The 19,533-nt window shown below is 70.9% G+C and carries 24 protein-coding genes and 1 pseudogene; 12 read left to right on the top strand and 13 right to left on the bottom strand.

The features are described from left to right. Nucleotides 1–657 precede the first annotated feature (657 nt). Nucleotides 658–963 carry a 5-formyltetrahydrofolate cyclo-ligase gene (locus BM290_RS50195; RefSeq protein ID WP_342352059.1) on the top strand — a complete coding sequence of 102 codons (306 nt, stop codon included), beginning with the start codon at nucleotides 658–660 and terminating at the stop codon, nucleotides 961–963. A gap of 214 nt (nucleotides 964–1,177) precedes the next feature. Further along, nucleotides 1,178–1,270, top strand: a pseudogene (locus BM290_RS50825) (FmdB family zinc ribbon protein); the annotation flags it as partial. A gap of 62 nt (nucleotides 1,271–1,332) precedes the next feature. Here BM290_RS50825 and BM290_RS50185 read toward each other — a convergent pair. Next, nucleotides 1,333–1,560 carry a hypothetical protein gene (locus BM290_RS50185; protein WP_239143818.1) on the bottom strand — a complete coding sequence of 76 codons (228 nt, stop codon included), beginning with the start codon at nucleotides 1,558–1,560 and terminating at the stop codon, nucleotides 1,333–1,335. 530 nt (nucleotides 1,561–2,090) lie between these two features. Here BM290_RS50185 and BM290_RS32165 point away from each other — a divergent pair. Continuing rightward, the gene (locus BM290_RS32165; RefSeq protein ID WP_239143811.1) at nucleotides 2,091–2,501 is read left to right on the top strand and encodes a hypothetical protein; all 411 of its coding nucleotides are present in this window, start codon (nucleotides 2,091–2,093) and stop codon (nucleotides 2,499–2,501) included. Between the two features lie 46 nt (nucleotides 2,502–2,547). Here the strand turns inward: BM290_RS32165 and BM290_RS32160 are convergent, their stop codons facing one another. Next, nucleotides 2,548–2,727, bottom strand: coding sequence for a hypothetical protein (locus BM290_RS32160; RefSeq protein ID WP_093619656.1), 180 nt, complete (start codon nucleotides 2,725–2,727; stop codon nucleotides 2,548–2,550). A gap of 64 nt (nucleotides 2,728–2,791) precedes the next feature. Here BM290_RS32160 and BM290_RS32155 point away from each other — a divergent pair, with 64 nt between their 5' ends. Continuing rightward, complete coding sequence (locus BM290_RS32155) at nucleotides 2,792–3,121, top strand: translation initiation factor 2 (RefSeq protein ID WP_239143810.1); 330 nt, start codon at nucleotides 2,792–2,794, stop codon at nucleotides 3,119–3,121. Nucleotides 3,122–3,192: 71 nt separating this feature from the next. Here BM290_RS32155 and BM290_RS32150 read toward each other — a convergent pair whose 3' ends face one another. Beyond that, nucleotides 3,193–3,672 carry a DUF2231 domain-containing protein gene (locus BM290_RS32150; protein ID WP_093619654.1) on the bottom strand — a complete coding sequence of 160 codons (480 nt, stop codon included), beginning with the start codon at nucleotides 3,670–3,672 and terminating at the stop codon, nucleotides 3,193–3,195. Nucleotides 3,673–3,902: 230 nt separating this feature from the next. Here BM290_RS32150 and BM290_RS32145 point away from each other — a divergent pair, with 230 nt between their 5' ends. Beyond that, nucleotides 3,903–4,388: a Fur family transcriptional regulator gene (locus BM290_RS32145; protein WP_093619653.1), complete on the top strand. Its 486-nt coding sequence runs from the start codon at nucleotides 3,903–3,905 to the stop codon at nucleotides 4,386–4,388. A gap of 49 nt (nucleotides 4,389–4,437) precedes the next feature. Beyond that, the gene (locus BM290_RS32140) at nucleotides 4,438–5,292 is read left to right on the top strand and encodes an oxygenase MpaB family protein (protein WP_093619652.1); all 855 of its coding nucleotides are present in this window, start codon (nucleotides 4,438–4,440) and stop codon (nucleotides 5,290–5,292) included. A 51-nt stretch (nucleotides 5,293–5,343) separates the two neighbouring features. Here the strand turns inward: BM290_RS32140 and BM290_RS32135 are convergent, their stop codons facing one another. The 7 genes from BM290_RS32135 to BM290_RS32110 all read right to left on the bottom strand — a co-directional run bounded on the left by BM290_RS32135 (nucleotide 5,344) and on the right by BM290_RS32110 (nucleotide 10,333). Next, nucleotides 5,344–6,168, bottom strand: coding sequence for a RecB family exonuclease (locus BM290_RS32135; protein WP_093619651.1), 825 nt, complete (start codon nucleotides 6,166–6,168; stop codon nucleotides 5,344–5,346). A 95-nt stretch (nucleotides 6,169–6,263) separates the two neighbouring features. Further along, nucleotides 6,264–6,881 carry a MarC family protein gene (locus tag BM290_RS32130; protein WP_093619650.1) on the bottom strand — a complete coding sequence of 206 codons (618 nt, stop codon included), beginning with the start codon at nucleotides 6,879–6,881 and terminating at the stop codon, nucleotides 6,264–6,266. An 81-nt stretch (nucleotides 6,882–6,962) separates the two neighbouring features. Next, nucleotides 6,963–7,817, bottom strand: a complete 855-nt coding sequence (locus BM290_RS32125) for a PHP domain-containing protein (RefSeq protein WP_093619703.1) — start codon at nucleotides 7,815–7,817, stop codon at nucleotides 6,963–6,965. A 41-nt stretch (nucleotides 7,818–7,858) separates the two neighbouring features. Then, complete coding sequence (locus BM290_RS32120; protein WP_093619649.1) at nucleotides 7,859–8,662, bottom strand: PH domain-containing protein; 804 nt, start codon at nucleotides 8,660–8,662, stop codon at nucleotides 7,859–7,861. A gap of 9 nt (nucleotides 8,663–8,671) precedes the next feature. After that, a complete protein-coding gene (locus BM290_RS48705) occupies nucleotides 8,672–8,830 on the bottom strand; it encodes a hypothetical protein (RefSeq protein WP_170167336.1) in 159 nt (52 codons plus the stop codon). A 129-nt stretch (nucleotides 8,831–8,959) separates the two neighbouring features. Beyond that, nucleotides 8,960–9,622, bottom strand: coding sequence for a DUF6758 family protein (locus BM290_RS32115; protein ID WP_342352058.1), 663 nt, complete (start codon nucleotides 9,620–9,622; stop codon nucleotides 8,960–8,962). 78 nt (nucleotides 9,623–9,700) lie between these two features. Then, nucleotides 9,701–10,333 (bottom strand): TrmH family RNA methyltransferase, encoded by a 633-nt coding sequence (locus tag BM290_RS32110; RefSeq protein WP_093619647.1) that lies wholly within the window; start codon nucleotides 10,331–10,333, stop codon nucleotides 9,701–9,703. Nucleotides 10,334–10,840: 507 nt separating this feature from the next. Between BM290_RS32110 and trxA the strand changes: the two genes are divergently transcribed. The 4 genes from trxA to BM290_RS50180 all read left to right on the top strand — a co-directional run bounded on the left by trxA (nucleotide 10,841) and on the right by BM290_RS50180 (nucleotide 15,010). Further along, a complete protein-coding gene (gene trxA / locus BM290_RS32105) occupies nucleotides 10,841–11,296 on the top strand; it encodes a thioredoxin (RefSeq protein WP_239143808.1) in 456 nt (151 codons plus the stop codon). 128 nt (nucleotides 11,297–11,424) lie between these two features. Beyond that, entirely contained in the window at nucleotides 11,425–13,347 is a 1,923-nt protein-coding gene (locus BM290_RS32100; RefSeq protein ID WP_093619646.1) for an intein-containing Rv2578c family radical SAM protein, read from the top strand. 329 nt (nucleotides 13,348–13,676) lie between these two features. Further along, nucleotides 13,677–14,114, top strand: coding sequence for a CoA-binding protein (locus tag BM290_RS32095; RefSeq protein WP_093619645.1), 438 nt, complete (start codon nucleotides 13,677–13,679; stop codon nucleotides 14,112–14,114). A 653-nt stretch (nucleotides 14,115–14,767) separates the two neighbouring features. Beyond that, the gene (locus tag BM290_RS50180; protein WP_177319983.1) at nucleotides 14,768–15,010 is read left to right on the top strand and encodes a DUF4190 domain-containing protein; all 243 of its coding nucleotides are present in this window, start codon (nucleotides 14,768–14,770) and stop codon (nucleotides 15,008–15,010) included. 198 nt (nucleotides 15,011–15,208) lie between these two features. On the opposite strand, the gene BM290_RS32085 is transcribed toward BM290_RS50180, so the two are convergent. From BM290_RS32085 to BM290_RS32075, 3 genes are all read right to left on the bottom strand, one after another. Beyond that, complete coding sequence (locus tag BM290_RS32085; protein WP_093619643.1) at nucleotides 15,209–16,147, bottom strand: SDR family NAD(P)-dependent oxidoreductase; 939 nt, start codon at nucleotides 16,145–16,147, stop codon at nucleotides 15,209–15,211. Between the two features lie 101 nt (nucleotides 16,148–16,248). Beyond that, nucleotides 16,249–16,869, bottom strand: coding sequence for a hypothetical protein (locus BM290_RS32080; protein ID WP_093619642.1), 621 nt, complete (start codon nucleotides 16,867–16,869; stop codon nucleotides 16,249–16,251). 80 nt (nucleotides 16,870–16,949) lie between these two features. Continuing rightward, the gene (locus BM290_RS32075; RefSeq protein ID WP_093619641.1) at nucleotides 16,950–17,855 is read right to left on the bottom strand and encodes a DMT family transporter; all 906 of its coding nucleotides are present in this window, start codon (nucleotides 17,853–17,855) and stop codon (nucleotides 16,950–16,952) included. Nucleotides 17,856–17,989: 134 nt separating this feature from the next. Here BM290_RS32075 and BM290_RS32070 point away from each other — a divergent pair, with 134 nt between their 5' ends. Then, nucleotides 17,990–18,688: an HAD family hydrolase gene (locus tag BM290_RS32070; RefSeq protein WP_093619640.1), complete on the top strand. Its 699-nt coding sequence runs from the start codon at nucleotides 17,990–17,992 to the stop codon at nucleotides 18,686–18,688. Nucleotides 18,689–19,012: 324 nt separating this feature from the next. Then, nucleotides 19,013–19,507 (top strand): hypothetical protein, encoded by a 495-nt coding sequence (locus BM290_RS32065; protein WP_093619702.1) that lies wholly within the window; start codon nucleotides 19,013–19,015, stop codon nucleotides 19,505–19,507. Nucleotides 19,508–19,533: the final 26 nt, after the last annotated feature.

Raw genomic sequence — 19,533 nt, 5'->3', positions numbered from 1 at the left:
TTATCGGTCGCCGCGCGCGAGGCGGCGGCCCGTCAGATTCAAGATCAAATTCGCGTTCTGGTACGCCGCACCGGCGCCCGTTCGATCGCCGCCTACGTCCCGGTCGGCTCCGAGCCGGGCGGCCCCGCCCTGCCGGCCCTCCTCCTGTCGGCCCTTCCCCCAGGCGGCCGCCTGCTGCTGCCGGTCCTGCTCCCCGACAACGACCTCACCTGGGCCGAGCTGACGTCGCCGCCCTCCTCCGCCCCACCGGACCCCGGCTCACCGACGGCGTCCCGCATCCCACCCGCCACACCGGACCCCGGCTCACCGACGACCTCCCGCATCCCAGCCGCCACACCGGACCCCGGGTCACCGACGACCTCCCGCATCCCAGCCGCCACACCGGACCCCGGGTCACCGACGACCTCCCGCATCCCAGCCGCCACACCGGACCCCGGGTCACCGACGACCTCCCGCATCCCAGCCGCCACACCGGACCCCGGGTCACCGACGACCTCCCGCATCCCACCGGCCACGCCGGACCCCGCGCCCGCATTGCAACCCACTTCGGCAAGCCCCGCGACAGCCTCAGGCGCCTCACCCACCGCGGCAGCATCGCCATCGCCGGCTTCGGGCGTCTCGCAAGGCACATCCCTCTCCGGGCCTTCTTCGCTGCTCGTGGCGGGGCCGCGCGGCCTGCGCGAACCCGGCGGGCCGCGGCTCGGCGTGGACGCGGTGTGCTCGGTCGACCTCCTGCTGGTGCCGGCGCTCGCGGTCGGGCACGACGGAACCCGGATGGGGCGGGGCGGCGGCTCCTACGACCGGGTCCTGGCCCGTCTGCCGGAACCCGGCCCGCTGACCGTGGCGCTCCTGCACGACGGCGAGGACGTCGCTACCGTGCCGGCCGAGCCGCACGACCGCCGGGTACACGCGGTGATCACCCCGACCGGCGGCTTCGCGCTCCGGCCGTACCCCTCGTCGTGATCTTGTCTGGTCTGATGTCCTGACGTGTCGGCAACGCGACCCGCCGCACCCCCGGCGACCCGCACCGGGCAGCTCAGCCGGGACCTGGTTGTGACATCACCCACGGCTCGCGCTTCCCTCAGGCCGAGCGCCGAGTGGACGAATTGACCTCCGATGCCGCAACATTGGCACTCGGAGTTGGCGAGTGCCAGCAGCCGATTGATCCGGAGGAGCCGTGCCTACCTACCAGTACGCCTGCACCGAGTGCGGTGAGCAGCTTGAAGCAGTGCAGTCCTTCTCCGACCCTGCCCTCACCGAGTGCCCGAATTGCCACGGCAAGCTCCGCAAGGTGTTCAACTCGGTCGGCATCGTCTTCAAGGGTTCGGGCTTCTACCGCAACGACTCCCGCTCGGGCAGCGTGAGCGCCGAGAAGTCGGCCTCCGGCGCCACCGACGCGGCCCCCAAGAAGGCCGAGACGTCGAGTTCGTCGTCCACGTCCTCGACCACCACGTCGTCCAGCTCGTCGAGTTCCTCCACGAGCAGCAGCACGTCGTCGTCGGGCGGCAGCGGAGCAAAGGCCGCCGCGGCCCCGTAACCCGCCCCACCCCTGTGCGTCACCAGCGCGCCGAGCCGATCCCGGCTCGGCGCGTTTTCGTTCTGCCGACGCCCCGGCCTTCTCCCGCGCCCCGGCCTTCTCCCGCGCCCCGGCCTTCTCCCGCGCCCCGGCCTTCTCCCGCGCCCAGCCCTTCTCCCGCGCCTAGGCCTTCTTCCGCGCCTAGGCCTTCTCCCGCTCGCCGGGCCGCTGCGCGGCCCTTTCGCTTTAGCAAGATCCACAGGTCGACGGCGTGTTTTCCACAGAGCGGCGTTGTCCACAGCGCCTCCGCGCCGGATCCCGTCCTCGGCCTAACGTCGGTCGCAGCCGTCGGCGGGCACCCGCAACTCGCCGTTCCGCAACGAGGCCGGACGGCTGTCTTTCCGACCGCCCCGGGTGCCCGCCGACGGCCGCCAGACCCCGCCCCTCCGCGGGTCGCCGCAGATCTGGAGGCTCGATGTCCCCGAAGAGGCCGGATTCCCCCGATGAACGTCTGGACCCCGTGCGATGGCGCCGGCCGAACCGCGGCACCCTGCTCCGCCTGATCTCGGTAGCCGTGTTGTTGATCACAGCCGCGGCGGTCCTCTGGCTCAGGCCGACCGGCTGCACCCCCGTCGACGCCGGCCCATCGAGCGCCGAGCCGTCCGGCCGGGCCTCTTCGTCACCGTCCGCCGGGCCGGGCGCCACGGCACGGCCGATCCCACCCGGCAATGTCGGCGTTCCGGTCCGGCTGGCCGACCCCACCGCCTTGAGCGTGGTGCGCCCCGGCCACCGCGTGGACCTGCTCCGCCTGGACGGCGATCACGACCGCACCACACCGGTGGCGAGCGCGGCCCTGGTCCTGGAGGTCACCGGCGCCGACGATCCGGTGGCCGGCGGGCTGCTCCTGGCCCTCGACCCGGACGAGGCGAAACAGGCGATAGCGAGGTCCGGCCGTGGTTTCGCCATAGTGATCCGGCCGGGCTGAGCCGATGTCCCGCTTCCCGGTCTGCGACGGCGCCCGTCGGGAAAGGTCAGTCCCAGTGCGGCGGGCGGTCCTCGAGCAGGCGGTCGTCGTTGGAGTGGGACCGCTCGCCCCAGCCGCGCTCGGTGTCGTCACGGGTCTGCTCGGGCAGCACCGGAGCCTCTTCGGACTCGAAATCGACCTCGCGCTCGCCGTCGTTGTCACGCTCAGGGTCGTCCAGGATGTCCACGACTACGAGGGTAAGCCGACAGCGGCGCGGTCGTCGTCCCCCTCCGGTTGTACCGTCGGTGAACGTGAGTTCCCCCACCAGCGTCCCGGACGACGACGCGTACTGGCAGCGCCCCGATCCGGATGCCGAACCGCTCGGCCGCCCCGCGGCTGCGCCGCCGCCCCGGCCGGTCGATTATCAGGGACCGCCGCGTGCCGACCCGCCGCCGGCCGACTGGCGACCGCCGACGTTCGCCCCTCCGCCGTCACCGCGGCAGATGCCCCGGCAGGACTTCGAGGCCCTCGACGACGCGGAGGGCTCGGCCCGCACCGTCACGTACGGCGTCGGGCTGGTGGCGGGCGCCATCGCCCTCATCATCGTCTGCCTGCTCTGCGCCCGCCTGGTCTTCTACTGACAGCGGGCGGCCTGCGGCGATCGCGTGGATCCGGCCTCCCGGGTCGGACCCACGCGATCACCGGCCGTGTGTCAGTAGCTTCCCCACACGGCGTTCGCGCCGGAGTCGCCGGTCTGGTAGAGGTACCAGACGCTCACGCCGCCGAGAACCAGCAGCACCACGGCGAAGGCCAGGTCGGCGATCTTCGGCAGGGCGCGCGGGTTGCGGGCGGTGAGGACGACGAGGATCAGACTGAGTACGCCGAGCGCCAGCGCCAGGAAGAGCGTGATGGTGCCGTACTCCATGTGGTTGTCGAGAATCACCTTGCCGGGCGGGGAGACGCGCCCCTCGCTGAGCAGCCGGTTGTAGAACTCGGTCCCGGAGAGCTTGGTGATCAGGGCAGCGATCGGCGCGACGACGGCCAGCAACGCCACCGCCCAGCCGATCTTCGGACGCCACGCGGCGACGAACCCGTAAACGATCGCGCCGAGAGCCAGCAGAGGCACGAATATGACGGCGGCGTGGAGTACGAGAACGTGTACCGGCAAACCGTTGACCTGGTCTAACACCATTCCTCCTCGTTCCCGGCGGTGCTCCGGGCGGTGGCGATCCGGGGTGAAGGCCAGCTTAGGAGTTATCTGACTGCGCAAACATCCCCCTGCGGCCAAGTCGTGATCGAACCGCATCCCCGGCCTTTCCGCCACGCCCCGAACGATCAGCGTGGTCGAACTGCCTGAACACGACGGCGGGCTGTGATCATGGACCAGTTGGTGAATCGGTGCGGGCGTGTTGTCATGGATGGATGTCGACCGGTGAGGAACTGCTGCGTGAGCACGGGTTGCGGGTCACCCGTCCCCGCCTCGCGGTGCTCGACGTTCTGACCGGCGGCGGCCATCTCGAAGTCGACGAGATCGCCCGGCGGGTCCGTGTCCGGCTGGAGTCGGTGTCGACCCAGGCGGTGTATGACGTGCTCGGCGCGCTGTCCCGGGCGGGTCTGGCACGGCGGATCGAGCCGGCCGGGAGTCCCGCACGCTACGAGGCCCGGGCCGGCGACAACCACCACCACATCGTGTGCCGTGGCTGCGGCGCGATCGCCGACGTCGACTGCGCGGTCGGCGAGCGCCCCTGCCTGATGCCGGCCGAGCTGCACGGCTTCGACCTGGACGAAGCCGAGATCACCTTCTGGGGTCTGTGTTCTCCCTGCCGCACCCGCCGCGACGCCGACCTGACCGACGTCACCCCAACCACCGCCCCCGCCCGGCCGCGAACCGGCGGCCCGGAGGCGTGACCCGGACGACCGACGCGCCGTGCAGCCCGAAGCGTGGCACGCTGGAGGTATGTCAGGAGACGTCGGCCTGTTCGGACCGGATTCGGTCACCTGGAAACTGCACCGCGAACCGATCCTGATGCTGGGCGGCCTGCGCTCGCTCTACCTGCAGGCTCTCCACCCACGGGCGGTCGCCGGCGTGGCTCAGAACTCCGGTTATCGCAATGATCCTTGGGGCCGGTTGACCCGCACGTCGAACTACGTCGGCACGGTGATCTTCGGCAGCACCGACGAGGTGAGACGCGCTGCGGACCGGTTGCGGCGATTGCACGCCGGGATGACGGCGACCGATCCGCGTACGGGCGAGCAGTTCCGGATCGACGAGCCCGACCTGCTGCGCTGGGTGCATGTGGCCGAGGTCGAGTCGTTCCTGACCACAGCGGTTCGTGCCGGGGTCCGGCTGACCCCGGACGAGGTGGACGGCTACTACACGGAGCAGTTGCGGTCGGCCGAGCTGGTCGGCCTGGATCCGGCGACGGTGCCGTCGACGGCCGCCGAGGTGGAGGCCTACTTCGCGGCGATCCGCCCGGAGCTGGGGTTGACCCGCGACGGCGCGGAGGCGGCCCTGTTCCTGACGGTGCCGCCGGTGCCGGAGCACTGGGGCAGCCTTCCGCTACGCCTCGGTCTCACGCTGGGCCCGGCACGATGGGCCTACCTCGGTGTGGTCAGCACGGCGATCGGTTTGCTGCCGCCCTGGGCCCGCAAGATCTACGGCGGCCTCGGGTGGCCGACGACCGACCTGGCCGCCGGCCTCTCGGTCCGCGGCCTGCGCGCCCTGATCACCGGCGTCCTCGCCGCCCTCCCCGAGCAGTACCAGATGGCCCCGCTACACCGCGCCGCCCTGGAGAGAGCCGGGTTGGCGTAAAACCAGGACGCCTGATCGCACCAAACCCTCAGAAGCACGGCCCGCAAAGGCTCAGGCGCTCAGATGCTCGACCGCCGTCCACGGGTCCTTGGCAGCCACCGATGCGCCCGCCGGACAGACCTTGCGGAAATCGCACCACCCGCACAGCGAACCCGGGTTGACCGGGAACTCCGCATCCGGATCGGCCCCGCCCGCCACCGCCTTCTCCGCAGCCATGATGTCCTGCGCCGTCTCCTCGGCCCGCCGCACCTGCCGGTTCAGGGACTCCTCGGTGTGCTCGTGGGCCACCACCGTCCCGGTGGGCAGGTGATGCAGCTCGACCCGCCGGCATGGTCGCCGGAACATCCGCTCGGCCGCGAACGCATACAACGCCAGCGCCTGGGAGCCACGGGCATCGTCGGGCGAGAGCCCGGACCGGCCGGTCTTGTAGTCGACGATGACGGCCTCCGGCCCGGCCGGGCCGACCCGCGTGTCGATCCGGTCGGCGCGCCCGTTGAGCGCGAGCACGCTGGTCTTGGCGGCCACGACCCGCTCGACCCCGAGTGGCTCGTCCTCCGGGTCGAGGGTGGCGACGTAGCTCTCGAGCCAGTCGAGGGCCCGCTGGTAGGTGACCCGCTCCTGCTCGACGTCGCGATAGCCCTCGCGCACCCAGGTGGCTTTGAGCAGCGCCGGCAGCGACTCGGGCACTCGTCGCTCGACGGGCGCCATGTACCAGTTCTTCAGCGCGGTGTGCACGCTCGCGCCGAGGGAGTTGTGCGCCCACGGTGGGCCCTTGGGCGGGCTGGGCCGGTCGACATACGAATACCGGTATCGCCGTGGGCAGTCGGTGTAGGCCCCGAGCTTGCTCGGTGTACAGACGAAGAGCCGCTCGGGCATGCCCGCGAAACCGAGCTGCTCGGGAACGGCGGGTTTGGTGGCACGTCGGGTGGGGGGCACGATCCCATCCTGCCAGCACCCCCCGACAATTCCGGTCAGGGCAGTGCGGCGTACGACTTCACGAAGGCGTTGATCGCGTCGGCGATGAGCTGGACCGCGATGGCCGCCAGGAGAAGGCCGGCGATCCGGGTGAGGACCTCGATCCCGGCCGGGCGCAGCAGGCGGACGATGACGCCGGAGAAGCGGAGCACCAGCCAGACGCAGGCCATCACGGCGAGGATCGCGGCGGCGAGGATCAGATACTCGTCGGCGCTCTCGGCACGTTGCACGAACAGCATGGTCGCGACGATGGCGCCGGGCCCGGCGAGCAGCGGGGTGCCGATCGGGACGAGGGCGACGTTGCTGGTGCCGCCCTGTTCGGCCGGCTCGTCGGTCTTGCCGGTGAGCAGTTGCAACGCGACGAGGACGAGCAGTAGGCCGCCGGCCGCCTGGAGGGCGGGGAGCTGGACGTGCAGGTAGTCGAGGAGGGTCTGCCCGGCGACGGCGAACCCGACGATGACGCCGAGCGCGAGCAGCACAGCCTGGGTGCCGGCCCGGTTACGGGCTTTCGCCGGCATGGATCCGGTGAGGCCGAGGAAGACCGGGACCATGCCGGGCGGGTCGACGATCACCAGGAGCGTCACGAAGAACTCGCCGAACAGCTTGACATTCACCCGTGCAGGCTATGGTCCGTCACTCGTCGGCGCAGTCGGGTGCGGCGAGCGTCACCCCGCGCGCCGCCGAAGGTCGTGCGTTCAGCCGAGGACCGGCGCCCCGGAGGCTGCGGCGACGATCTTCTCGTACATCTCGGGGGCGGTTCGGAAGGCGCCGAGTTGGACGGTCTTGTGCGTACCGTGGAAATCGGAGGATCCGGTGACCGCGAGGCCGAGCCGTTCGGCCAGCGCCCTGATCTGCGCCCGCTCGGCGGGCGAGTGATCCTCGTGGTCGGCCTCCAGGCCGAAGAGGCCGGCGTCGGCGAGGGCGACGATCAGCTCGTCGGGCACCACCCGGCCGCGTTTGGTCGCCCGGGGATGGGCGAAGACCGCGACCCCGCCGGCTTCCCGCACGGCCCGGACCGCATCAAAAACATCAAGATCAGACTTTGGTACGAAGTATCGCGCGCCCAGCCATGCGGACGCGAATGCCTCGTCGGTGGTTTTGACCAGGCCGGCCCGGATCAGCGCCTGTGCGATGTGCGGCCGCCCCACCGAGCCGCCGGCCGCATACCCCCACACCTCGTCCCACGTGATCGGCACGCCGTCGGCCCGGAGCTTGGCGACGATCCGCTCGCCGCGCTGCTCCCGGTCCTCGCGCAGCCGGGTCAGCTCGGCGGCGAGCACCGGCTCGTCCGGGTCGAAGAGGTAGGCCAGCAGGTGCAGCGGGATGGCCGGATCGGCGCCGTGCCAGCGGCAGGACAGCTCGGCGCCGCGCACCAATTGGAGGCCCTCGGGGCGGGCGGCGGCCGCCGCGGCCCAGCCGCCGGTGGTGTCGTGGTCGGTGATCGCCATGACGTCGAGCCCGGCCGCGGCTCCTGCTCGGACCAGTTCGGCCGGAGTCAGCGTGCCGTCGCTGGCGGTGGAGTGACAGTGCAGGTCGATACTGGTCATCACCGTCACGCTACCGCTGGACGCCAACGTGGGTGGCGTCCAGGTCAGGCGTCGTCTCCCTCGTCGTCCTTGCCCAGCCGTGCCTCGACCGCCTGCGGCTCGTACATCTCTTCGACCACACGCAGGTAGAGCTCGTTGGGGTTGGGCAGGTGCTTGACCTCGCGCAACGCCTGGTCCTGGCCGGCCGACTCGAGGACGAACGTGCCGTAGCTCAGCATGCGGCCGAGGGCGGACTGCTCATACTTCATGTCGGTCACCCGGAGGAGTGGCATCATGGCCACCTTGCGGGTGATGATGCCGTTGACCACCATCACGCGCTTGTTGGTGAGGATGAACCGGTCGAAATACCAGTCGAAGACCTCCCAGGCCACCCAGCTGATCACGCCGAGCCAGATCAGCACGGCGACGGTGACGAGGCCGTTGATGTTCTGCTTGGTCAGGAAGCCGGCGAGGTAGCCGAGGATGAGCGTGGCGGCGGCGCCGATGCCGATCGGCTTGGCCAGGTGGATCCAGTGCCGTTTCCACTCGCCGCGATAGCGCTCCGTGGGGAACAGGTATCGGGCGACCAGTGTGGTCGGCTCGTCCTCCAGCGGGAGGAAGCGGCGCGGGCCGCCACCGCGGTCGAGCCCTTCGAGCTCCTCAGCGGTGAAGCTGGGCGCCTGGTACTCGTCCGTCTCGTCGAAGACGTCGTCGGCTGAGCGGCGGCGCCGCCCGTACGCCGGATCGTCGTCGAAGAGATCGCCGTCCGGGTAATCAGGACCGTCGCCCGCGGGATCACGCCACCCGAAGCTGTCGTCGTCGTCCTGAGGGCGACGGGCGCCCTCACCTCGCGGGTCACCAGGATCCATGTAGAGATGCTATGCGACGAGGTCGGTGAAGAACGTGCCGAAGCCCTCGGCGATGTCAGCGATCGTGCCTCCGAGTGACTCGAACACCGACGCCGCGGCGGTCGGGTTGAAGGCGATGAAGAAGATCAAGAATGCAATACCAAGCCAGGTGAGGACCTTCTTGACCATGGGGGCCTTCTCCTCCGGTGCGGGTTACGTTCAGCGCCGCGGCAGTACCGACGGTATCAGCTTCGTCGCTTCGTGTGAACAAAGTGGCCAGAAAGTCGATTGCCAAGGGAGCCGGTCACACCTCAGTGATCAGGCACGACCGTGCAGGTAGGGCGACGGCGCCCCGAACACGAGCTCGGGCGGCACACCCTCGGAGAGATCGTGCAGGACGACGTGCTCCGCGAGAAGATAGCCCGCGCTTGCGGGCCACGCTACCGCATAGAGCCACATTCCTTTTGCCTCACTCACGTAGGCGCTGCGATCCTCCGGCGACTTGACACACCACAGTGGAGTGGGATGTCCGGCCGCCCTGATCTTCGCATGTGGACCGGCGTGGGAGCCACGATCGGCGAGCGCCTCGGAGAGCAGGTGCCCGGGGTCGATCCCCGGGATCCCGGCGAACCGCGTGCCCAGCCCGACACCGGGCTGCTCGGCGATCAGCACCAGGTCCGCGGGCCCGCCACCGAGCGGCTCCGGGCCGCTGCAGGCGAGCACCGTGGCCCGTACCCCGAACCGGTCGTCGCCCGACCACCCCGCCCCGGTGACCATCCACCCGGACGGCAGCGGCCAGGGACACCAGAGCGGTATTCGCTCCGCGCTCGAGGCCGACTCCCGCAGCACCGTTCCGACTATCTCCGCGCTGATGTGCTCGGCGACGTGGAACGGCGGAACGTCGCCACAGTTGTCGCACCGCCAGCTGCTGTGCATCAGATCCGGCTTCCGGACCTGGGCAGCGCACCTAGGGCAACTCACCGTGACACCCACACTCCATACCGTGCTGGTCGCGCGGCGCGCCGTCAAGCGAATCGGCCGAAGACGGGCCGATCCAGGTCACTCCGGCGGCGGTCCGGCATGTGCACGAATCCACGCGTGCATGGCGATTCCGCTGGCCACTCCGGCGTTGATCGAGCGGGTCGAGCCATACTGGGCGATCGAGAAGAGCTCGGCGCACGCCTCGCGGGCCGCGTCGGAGAGCCCCGGGCCCTCCTGACCGAAGAGGAGCACGCACCGACGAGGCAGCGTGGTCGTCTCCATCGGGCGCGAGCCGGGCAGGTTGTCGATGCCGATCACCGGCAGGTCCTCGGCCGCGGCCCAGGCCACGAAGTCCTCGATCGCCGGATGGTGCCGCACGTGCTGGTACCGGTCGGTGACCATGGCGCCACGGCGGTTCCACCGGCGCCGGCCCACGATGTGCACCTCGGCGGCGAGAAAGGCGTTGGCGTTGCGTACGACAGTGCCGATGTTGAAGTCGTGCTGCCAGTTCTCGATCGCCACGTGGAATCCGTGCCGGCGAGTGTCGAGATCGGCTACCACGGCCTCCCGGCTCCAGTAGCGGTACCGGTCGACCACGTTGCGCCGGTCGCCGTGCTCCAGCAACTCCGGATCCCAGTGATCGCCGGCCGGCCACTCACCCGTCCACGGGCCCACGCCGACCTCGATGGAAGTGTCCTCGCCCGTGGTCATGGGGCGTTAGGCTACCGATCCGGCCGCGGGCCACCGACAGGTGATCACAGTGGGGCGCGACGCCGAGATGGACGAGCTTGAATGCCGACCGAAACGGCAGGAGACGCAATGAGCGGCGGGGCCCTCCCCGGCACCCGCCGCCCACGCTCTGTTGGGAAAGAGTTTGCCTCACCGTCCGTATCCATGTGAAGGACTTTCGTTTGTGAGGCAGCTCACATTTAGGTTAGTTAACTATTTCGCGTCACAGCCGGGATCGCTCCCAATGGCACCGCCTAGCCAGGTCATATCGCCTAGATCATACGATCCGGGATCGAAGCTCCCGCTCGATCGTGTCGGCAACCAGACACCAGGCGCCTACTTTCGGTTACCATGAGGCGCCCGTGTCGTTTGCGGGTGTGGAACCCCGGAACGTGCCGCACGCCACGTGTCGCGGCGCTCAGTACGGGAATGAGTGATGGGTATCCGGAGTTTCACCCGACGAAAGCGATTCCCGCAGACGGAGGCATCATGGCGACGGTTACGCTGACCACAGCGAACTTCGACGAGGTCACCAGCCAGGACGGCATCGTCCTGGTCGACTTCTGGGCCAGCTGGTGCGGGCCCTGCGTCCGCTTCGCGCCGACCTACGAGCGCTCTTCGGAGAAGCACCCGGAGATCACCTTCGGAAAGGTCGACACCGAGGCCGAGCAGTTGCTCGCCGCCAAATTCGACATCCGGTCGATCCCGACCATCATGGCGATCCGCGACGGGGTCGTGGTCTTCGCCCAGCCCGGAGCACTTCCGGAGTCGTCCCTGGAGAGCCTGATCGAGAAGGTCCAGGAGCTCGACATGGACGAGGTGCGTGAGCAGATGGCCGCCCACCGCAAGAGCGCGCACGGCGAGACCGCCGAGGCCGCCCCCGCGGAGAAGGCGGCGCCGGCCGACGCGCCGGCCAAGGAGGAGGCTGCGGCCGGCCGCAGCTGACCCGCCAACGAGACCGGAAAGGCCCGTGGATCCTCGGATCCGCGGGCCTTTCGGCGTACGCTCCGTTGTGTACACCTGTTCGAGGATGGCCATGGGCGCGGCATCGAACGTGTGTTCTAATACTCGCCATGCGATGGTCCCATCTGTCGGCTCAGCCCGATGACGCCACGCTCCTGGACAGGGCGGCGCCGGCGGCTCCACCCCTGCCGCTGGCGCTGCCCGGCGCGACCGTCCGCACCTTCGACACACCGGGGTTCGCGGGCATGACCTTCTACGAGGTCCGCGCGAAATCCCTGATCAACCGGGTGCCAGGCCGGTCCCGGGTGCCGTTCGAGTGGACCGTCAACCCCTATCGCGGCTGCTCCCACGCCTGCACCTACTGCCTGGCCGGAGACACGCCGATCCTGCTCGCCGACGGCTCCACACGGCCGCTGGCGCAGATCCGCCCCGGCGACGCGGTGATGGGCACCATGGGCGCCGGGGCGCACCGCCGTTATGTGCCGACCACGGTGCTCGACCACTGGGAGACCACGAAACCCGCCTTCCGGGTCACCCTGGCCGACGGCACCCGCCTGGTCGGCAGCGGCGACCACCGGTTCCTCACCGACCGCGGCTGGCGGCACGTCAGCCCGTCCGAGCCGCACCAGCCCGCCCTCGCGATCGGCGACCTGATGCTCGGGGTGGGCCGGTTCGCCGAGCCGCCCAAGGAGTCGCCCGACTATCAGGCCGGGTTCGTGTGCGGCCTGGTTCGGGGTGACGCCGCCGACGGCGGGACGGCCGTGGAGAGCGACGCCTGGGTCCGGGCCGACGGCTATCTCGACGACGTCTCGCTGACCGAGGCCGTGCGCTGGCCCGAGCTGCCGACCGGCGACTGGTTCCGGGGGTTCCTCGCCGGGGCGTATGGCGCGGTCGGCCACACCGACCGGCTGACCGTCACCTTCGCCTGCGGCGACGCACCCTACCTGCGGCGGGTGGCCGAGGCGCTGACCCACCTCGGCCTGGTCGCCCGCGGCCCCGGCCCGATCCGGCCCGGCATGATCGGCCGGGTGGAGACCGAGCGGCACCTCGACGCCGCCCTGCGCTTCAGGCACCTGACCGGCGCCTCGATGGGGCCGCTCGACGCCTCCGGGGTGGGGGTCCGCCAGGAACGGCGGCTCGCCGTCGTCGACATCGAGGACCTCGGGCTCACGCTGCCGCTCTTCGACATCTCCACCGGCACCGGCGACTTCATCGCCGACGGGGTGGTCAGCCACAACTGCTTCGCCCGCAACACGCACACCTACCTCGACCTGGACTCCGGCAGCGACTTCGACACCCGCGTGGTGGTAAAGGTGAACGCGGGCGAGCTCATCCGCCGCGAGCTGGGCGACCCACGGTGGTCCGGCGCGCCGATCGCGATGGGCACCAACGTCGACGTCTACCAGCGGGCCGAGGGGCGTTACCGGTTGATGCCGGAGATCCTGGCGGCGCTGCGCGACCACGCCAACCCGTTCTCGATCCTCACCAAGGGCACGCTGATCCTGCGCGATCTCGACCTGCTCCGGCAGGCCGCCGAGGTGACACAGGTGGGGCTGTCCTTCTCGGTCGGCTTCGTCGACGAGACCGTCTGGCGTACTGCGGAGCCCGGCACCCCCAGCCCACGCCGCCGCCTCGATGCGGTGCGCCGGCTCACCGACGCCGGCTTCCGGGTCGGCGTGCTGATGGCGCCGATCCTGCCCGGCCTCACCGACACCGAGGAGTCGATCGACGAGACGGTGGCGGAGATCGCCGCGGCCGGGGCCACCGGCGTCACTCCCCTGGCGCTGCACCTGCGCCCCGGCGCCCGCGAGTGGTATGCGTCGTGGATCGGTCGCGAGCATCCCCACCTGCGGCCACGCTACCGCGAGCTGTTCGGCAACGGCTCCTACCTGCCACGCGCCTACCAGGAGGAGATCAGCGCCCGGGTGCGGATGGCGGCACGCCGGCACGGCCTGCACAACCCTTCCCCGACCACGGCCCGCCAGATGCCCTCCCCCGCGCCGGCGACCTCCGACCAGCTCACCCTCCTGTAAGGCCGGCGGACTCGATCGGCGATGGCGGCGCGGGCGGCTCGGCTCGGCTTTCGCGGCGGGGCGCGGGTCGGATCGGTCCGGCGCTCGCGGCCCGGCACCGCCCGGATCGGCACGGCCAGGCACCGCCCGGATCGGCACGGCCAGGCACCGCCCGGATCGGCACGGCCCGGCACGGCTTTTGCGGCTTGGCTGGCTTTAGCGGCTTGGCTGGATTCGCCTCGACTCTGCCGGTCCGGCTCGGCGCGGCTTGTTGGTGTGCGGGTTTGGCTGTGATGGAGGACGCGATCGGGTTGATCGGCAAGGGCGGAGGGGCGGCATAGAGTTGGTTCATGCGGAGTGCCCAGCAGATCCTGGCGGAGGCGAAGGTCATCGCGGTGGTGGGGGCGTCGCGCGATGCGTATAAGCCGTCCCACACGGTGCCGTTGCAGATGCTTCGGCACGGCTGGCGGATTCTGCCGGTCAACCCGTTCGTTGACGAGATCTTCGGTGTTCCGGCGGTTCCCGCGCTGGCCGATCTGGGCGAGCCCGTCGATCTGGTGAACGTGTTCCGGCCCTCCCGGGATGCCGTGGACGTCGTTCGGCAGGCGATCGCCGTCAACGCGCCCGCGGTGTGGTTGCAGAGTGGCATCTTCTCGGCTGAGGCACGTCGGATCGCCGAGGAGGCCGGGATCGACTACGTCGAGGATCGGTGCATCGCCGTCGAGCGGGCGGTGGGTCGGCTCACCCGGTTGTCGGGAGACGAAAACGCTGGTGGCGTGCGCTCGTAGGCTGTGGGAGTCCCTCATCCGCAGGGTGGTGCGGGGACTCTAGGAGGACCTTCATGAGCTATCCACCGGAGCCGTATCAACCGCCGGATCCGTACCGGCCGGTGGATCCGTATCAGCCGGTGGATCCCTATCAGCCGCCTCCGCCCGATCCGACGAAGCCCTACCCGCCGGTAAGTCCGGGGCCGTCCAGTGGAGCTGGATACCCGCCGCCGTATGGAGGCGGAGGCTACGGTCCCGGCAGCGGAGGCTACGGCGCTGAGGGCGGAGGTCCCGGAACCGGAGGGCTGGCCGGCGGCTACGCCCCCGGAGCCGGGGGGCACACCGGTGGCTACGGCCCCGGGGCCGGGAGTCAGGCCGGCGGCTACGGTCCGGGAGCCTCCGGTCCCGGCGGCCATGGGCCTGGAGGCCAAGGTCCCGGCGGCCATGAGCCTGGAGGCCAAGGTCCCGGCGGCCATGGGCCGGGAGCCTCCGTTCCCGGCGGCCATGTGTCTGGAGGCCAAGGTCCCGGCGGCCACGCTTCGGACGGCGCCGGCCAGGCAGGCGGCTACGGTTACGGCGGATACGGGCCGCCGACGGGTTATCCCCCGCCGGACAAGTCGCCGTTCGGGCCGCCGGGGTACGGCGCGCCCTATGGGACGGGGCAGAACACCAACGTGCTGGCCATCGCGTCGCTGGTGTGTTCGATCGTCGGGATCTTCACCTGTATCGGCGCGCCGGCCGGCATCGTGCTGGGGCACCTTGCGAGGAGTCAGATCCGGCAGACCCGTGAGGCCGGCGACGGGCTGGCCGTGGGTGGGTTGTGGGTGGGCTACCTCGTCACGGTCAGCTGCGTGCTGGCAGTGCTCTTCTACGCCGTCTGGTTCTTCTGGATCGTCACCAGCGGCACGAATTCCTGAGACCGATCACCGGCCCGATCCGAGACCGGCGTGCGTCGGCACGATTCCACGCGTGAGCGGCGGGCCCGGGACTCGCCGTCGCGTCGGCCGAGCACCCGCAGCGCCCGGCAAGCAACAGAGATCGGGGCCGCCGGAGCCGGTGGTGGGAACTGGTTGCGGGTCCAGGGGACCGGACGGCCGGTCCCCTGGAGGGGCGCATCAGCGGAACTGGGCCTCGCGCACGCTGTTGCCGCCGTCGACGACAAGCATCTGGCCGGTGATGTACGACGCGGCCGGTGAGCAGAGGAAAGCCACCGCAGCGGCGACCTCGTCCGGGGTGCCGGGGCGGCCGATCGGCGTACCCAGGCCCTGTTTGATCTCGGTGACCGTGGAGGCGGCCGTGTAGATCGTGCCGGGCGCCACGCAGTTGACGTTGATGCCGTCGGCGACCAGTTCCATGGCGAGCGCGCGGGTGAGACCGACCACGCCGGCCTTCGCGGCGGCGTAGGCGGCTTCGGTGGGCAGCGCGTTCACCGGGCCGGCGGTGGCGGCCAGGTTCACGATCCGGCCCCAGCCCCGCTCCGACATGCTGCCGCAGAACGCGCGGCTGCACAGGAACGCGGTGCTCAGGTTGCGGTCGATCTCCGCCTTCCACTCGTCGTAGGTGAGCTGGGCGACCGGGCGGAGCACCTCGGGGCTGGCCCGGCTCGCCAGGCCGGCGTTGTTGACCAGCACCTCGACGTCGCCGAGCTGGTCGGAGATGGCGTCGGCGAGGGCGCCGACCTCGGACTCGTCGGTGAGATCGGCCACGAAACCGGTCACGCCGAGCTCGGTGGCCCGGTCGTGGATGCGGCGGGTGGTGGACACGATCGCCACCCGGGCGCCGAGGTCACGGAGGCGGCGGGCCGTCGCATAGCCGATCCCGTCCGGGCTGCCGGCACCGGTGACCAGGGCGACCTTCCCGTCGAGGCGGAGCGTGACGGGCGCGTCGCCGGACACCTCCACGAGCTCGGCCTCGACCAGGTCCTGCATGTCGGAGCCGGAGGGACGATCAGCGTCGGTGCCGGGTGTGCCGGAGCGGGGTGGTCGGCCGGCGGCGGGGCGTGTGGTGTCGCGCCGGGACGGGCTGCCCCCGGTGGAACGGGCGTCGAAGACCATGCGGCGATCCTGCCTGCTCGGGAAGGCCGGGGCAAACATCGTGTCACTGTGGCGTTCCGGCAACCGCGAGCCGGCAGCGCCTCGGAGCATCGCCGAAGTTGTTACGGTCCCGACCTCAGCGGTCGCACAGGACCCTCCTCGACCAGCACCAACGGCGCCTCCTCACCGTAGCGGGAGTGGAGGGCCGCACGCGTCTTCTCGAGATCGGTGGTGCCGATCTGGAGACCCACCCCATCGTGCCGACTACCGACAGTGGTTATCCGGATGCCCTGTGCCGACCAGTACGGCAGGTCGGCAACCACCCGGTCGTGCCACTCGGTGAGCTCCGCCACGGCGTGCGCGGCGTCACGGACCACGATGCAGTTGTCCTCCGCAGTGTTCCTGATGAAGGCGTCGAAGGGCTCCGACGGAACCCGGTACACGATGGCGCGTACCCCCGCCTGATCGACCTCGAGGCCGGCGAAGCTGTCGGCGAACCGCTCGCGCCCGCCCCGGTCGATCCGCTCCATCGCGGCGGCGAGCCGCGGCGGCGTCGCCGGGAGCCGCCGGGCGCCGACCGCCGTGAAATAGGGCATGCGGCTGAACTCGCAGCCCGCCGTCCGCCAGCCGCCGGTCGGACCGGTCTGCTGCGACGGATCGGCGCCGTCGTCGGAGGCGCAGCCGGGCGCTGTCATGACGAGCGCCCCGGCGAGGAGCAGCCGGACCACTCGTTCGCGATGCATGGCATCCCCCTTCAATACCCGCCCGGGACAACGAGCGGCAACTGTCGACGTTCCGCCATCGACCGGGAGGATCCGTTACATCAGCGGCGAATTAGCTTGAAAGAGGCTCGTCCGAGAATGACCACCGCCACGCCCGCCACCAGCAGGAACAATCCCGGCAACGACTCGGCGCGCGGCGTCTGGCCGAGCCACCACCAGGCGAGGAACGCGGCGCCCGGCACCTCCAGCAGGATCAGCACGCTCACCGTGGTCGCCGAGGTGCGCTGCAACGCGTAGTTGAACATCGAGTGCCCGAGCAGCTGCGCGCCGGCGACCAGGGCCAGGATCGCCGCCCAGGTCCGGCCGTCGTAGCCGGTCAGATCCACGCCGAAGGCCAGGCAGACGGCGAGCAGCAGCACCGCGCACGTGCCGTAGCAGATCCAGGTGTACGTGGTGGTGCTCAGCTCGGCGCGGGCCCGCTCGCCGAGCGCCGTGTAGACCGCCGCCGCCAGCGCCCCGAGCAGCGCCAGCACGTCGGCGAGGACGGCCTGCCCGGACACACCGAGATCGACGCCGGTCGCCCACGCCGCGCCGGCCACCGCCAGCCCGATGCCCAGCCACTGGGCCGCCGACGGCCGCCGGCCCTGCACCGCGGCGATCAGCCCCTGCCACACCGGCTGGGTCGCGACCAGCGCGGTCGCCGTGGCCACCGAACCGAGCTGGACGCTGGGCATCCAGGTGGCGAAGTGTGCGGCGAGCGCGATGCCGGCGAACACGCAGAACGCCCCGGCGCGCGCACCGGCGGCCCGCCGCACCTCCCCCCGGCGCGGCCCCAGCGCGATCGGCGTCAGCACCAGGCTGGCGAGGCTGTTGCGCCAGAACGCGATCGCCATCGCGGGAGCGGCCGCGAACGCGATGAGCGGCGCGGACGACGAGACGGCGAGCACCGCGACGGTCAGCGCGAGCACCGTCGGAGCGGCCACTTGAGCCGATGAACGCACATTCATCCCCGGCCATCGCTTCTTGCGCAGTCGACAAGTGCACTTGGTAACTGTCTATTGGCTGACAGTGACGGACTCGCTACAGTCACCGACGGCTTACCGCCCGTTTCCATACCTCGATGTCCGGGAGGACGATTTACATGCCCGCGTACCGTGCGGTCGTGTTTGACTTTTTCGGCACTTTGACCCGATCCGTTCAGCGTGGCCCCCAGCACGCGGCGATCGCCAGGTCTCTCGGCGCCGATCCCGAGGCCGTCACCGGCGTCCTCGACCGCACCTTCCGTGCCCGCGCCTGCGGCCGATACGGCTCCGCCGAGGCCACCCTGCGCTGGGTCATCGAACAGGCCGGCGGCCGGCCACGCCCCGGGGCGATCCGCGCCGCGATGCCGGCCCGGGTCGACGCGCTCCGCGCCGACACACAACTGCGACCGGAAGCGGTCAGCGCCCTGACCGCCATCCGAAGCCGTGGCGTGCGCACCGCGGTCGTCAGTGACTGCACCCACGAACTCCCCGCCTTCCTGCCCGGGCTCCCCGTGGCCCCCCTGCTGGACGCTCAGATCTACTCGGTCGAGCTGGGTGTCTGCAAACCGGACCCGGAGATCTACCTGGCCGCCTGCGACCGCCTGGGCGTCGAGCCGGAAGACTGCCTCTACGTCGGCGACGGCGGCAGCCATGAACTGACCGGAGCCGCGGCCGTCGGCATGACCCCGATCCGGCTGACCGCTCCTGATCTCGCCAACCATCTCGTCTTCGACGCCGACACCAACTTCTGCGGGCGGACGGTGCGATCCCTCACCGACGTCCTGGCCCTCCTGGAGCCGATCCCGGCGCTTCTTTAGATCATCTGGTACGGCCAGGGGCCGGACAACCGCAGTCCACGGGGCGGCGGGGCCACCCCGCGAGGTGGCTGCGTGGTCCCGGCCGTACCGCGCCCGCCGGGCCGGCTGCCTGGTCACGGCCACCCCGCGCCCGCCGGGCCGGCCGTCTGGTCCCGGCCGCACCGCGTTCGCCGGGCCGGCTGCCTGGTCTCGGCCATCCCCGCGGGGCAGCCTGGCTGCGCGGCAACCGGCCGGCTGCGTGGGACACCGGCTGTTTGTGCTGTTCCGTGCGTGTGGGGACAGCGGTGTGAGCCGGCCGGCACGGTGCCGTGGGAGGATGGCGGGGTGAGCTCTGGGGTGCTGGACGAGGCGATCAAGAAGGCGGCAATCGCCTGGATCTCGGTCGGGGACGGACCGGCCTACGCGCTCTGGTGCATGCCGGTGGAGAGTTCGCTGGTCGTGGTCAGCGGGCCGGGTGAGCAGTTCGCGCCCGGGCTGGCCGAGGCGCAGCGGGCGGTCGTCCGCCTGCGTGGTGATCATGGCGGGTTGATCGTGCAGTCCGAGGCCGTCGTCTCCCGGCTGGTCCCGGACACCGAGGAGTGGGCCGAGATCGCGCCCCAGCTCGCCGGCAAACGTCTCAACGCCTCCGGCACCGCCGACGAACTCGTGGCCCGCTGGGTGGCCGACGGCTGCGCCCTGGTCCGGCTCACCCCGGCGACCGAAACCGCCATCGGCTCCGCCGACCTGCCGGCCGAGTCTCACGCTTCTGCACCTCGGGAGACCCCGGCCCGGGTCGAGACCCGCCGCCCGTTCCGCCTGCACCGCGTCACCAAGCGCTGACCCCTGCCCCGCTGGCCGGCGCCGTG

Origin of the sequence: Actinoplanes philippinensis (assembly GCF_900113015.1) — a bacterium.
GTDB classification, from domain to species: domain Bacteria; phylum Actinomycetota; class Actinomycetes; order Mycobacteriales; family Micromonosporaceae; genus Actinoplanes; species Actinoplanes philippinensis.
The sequence above is the reverse complement of the archived record's forward strand: the minus strand, read 5'-3'. Positions and strand labels throughout refer to the sequence as shown.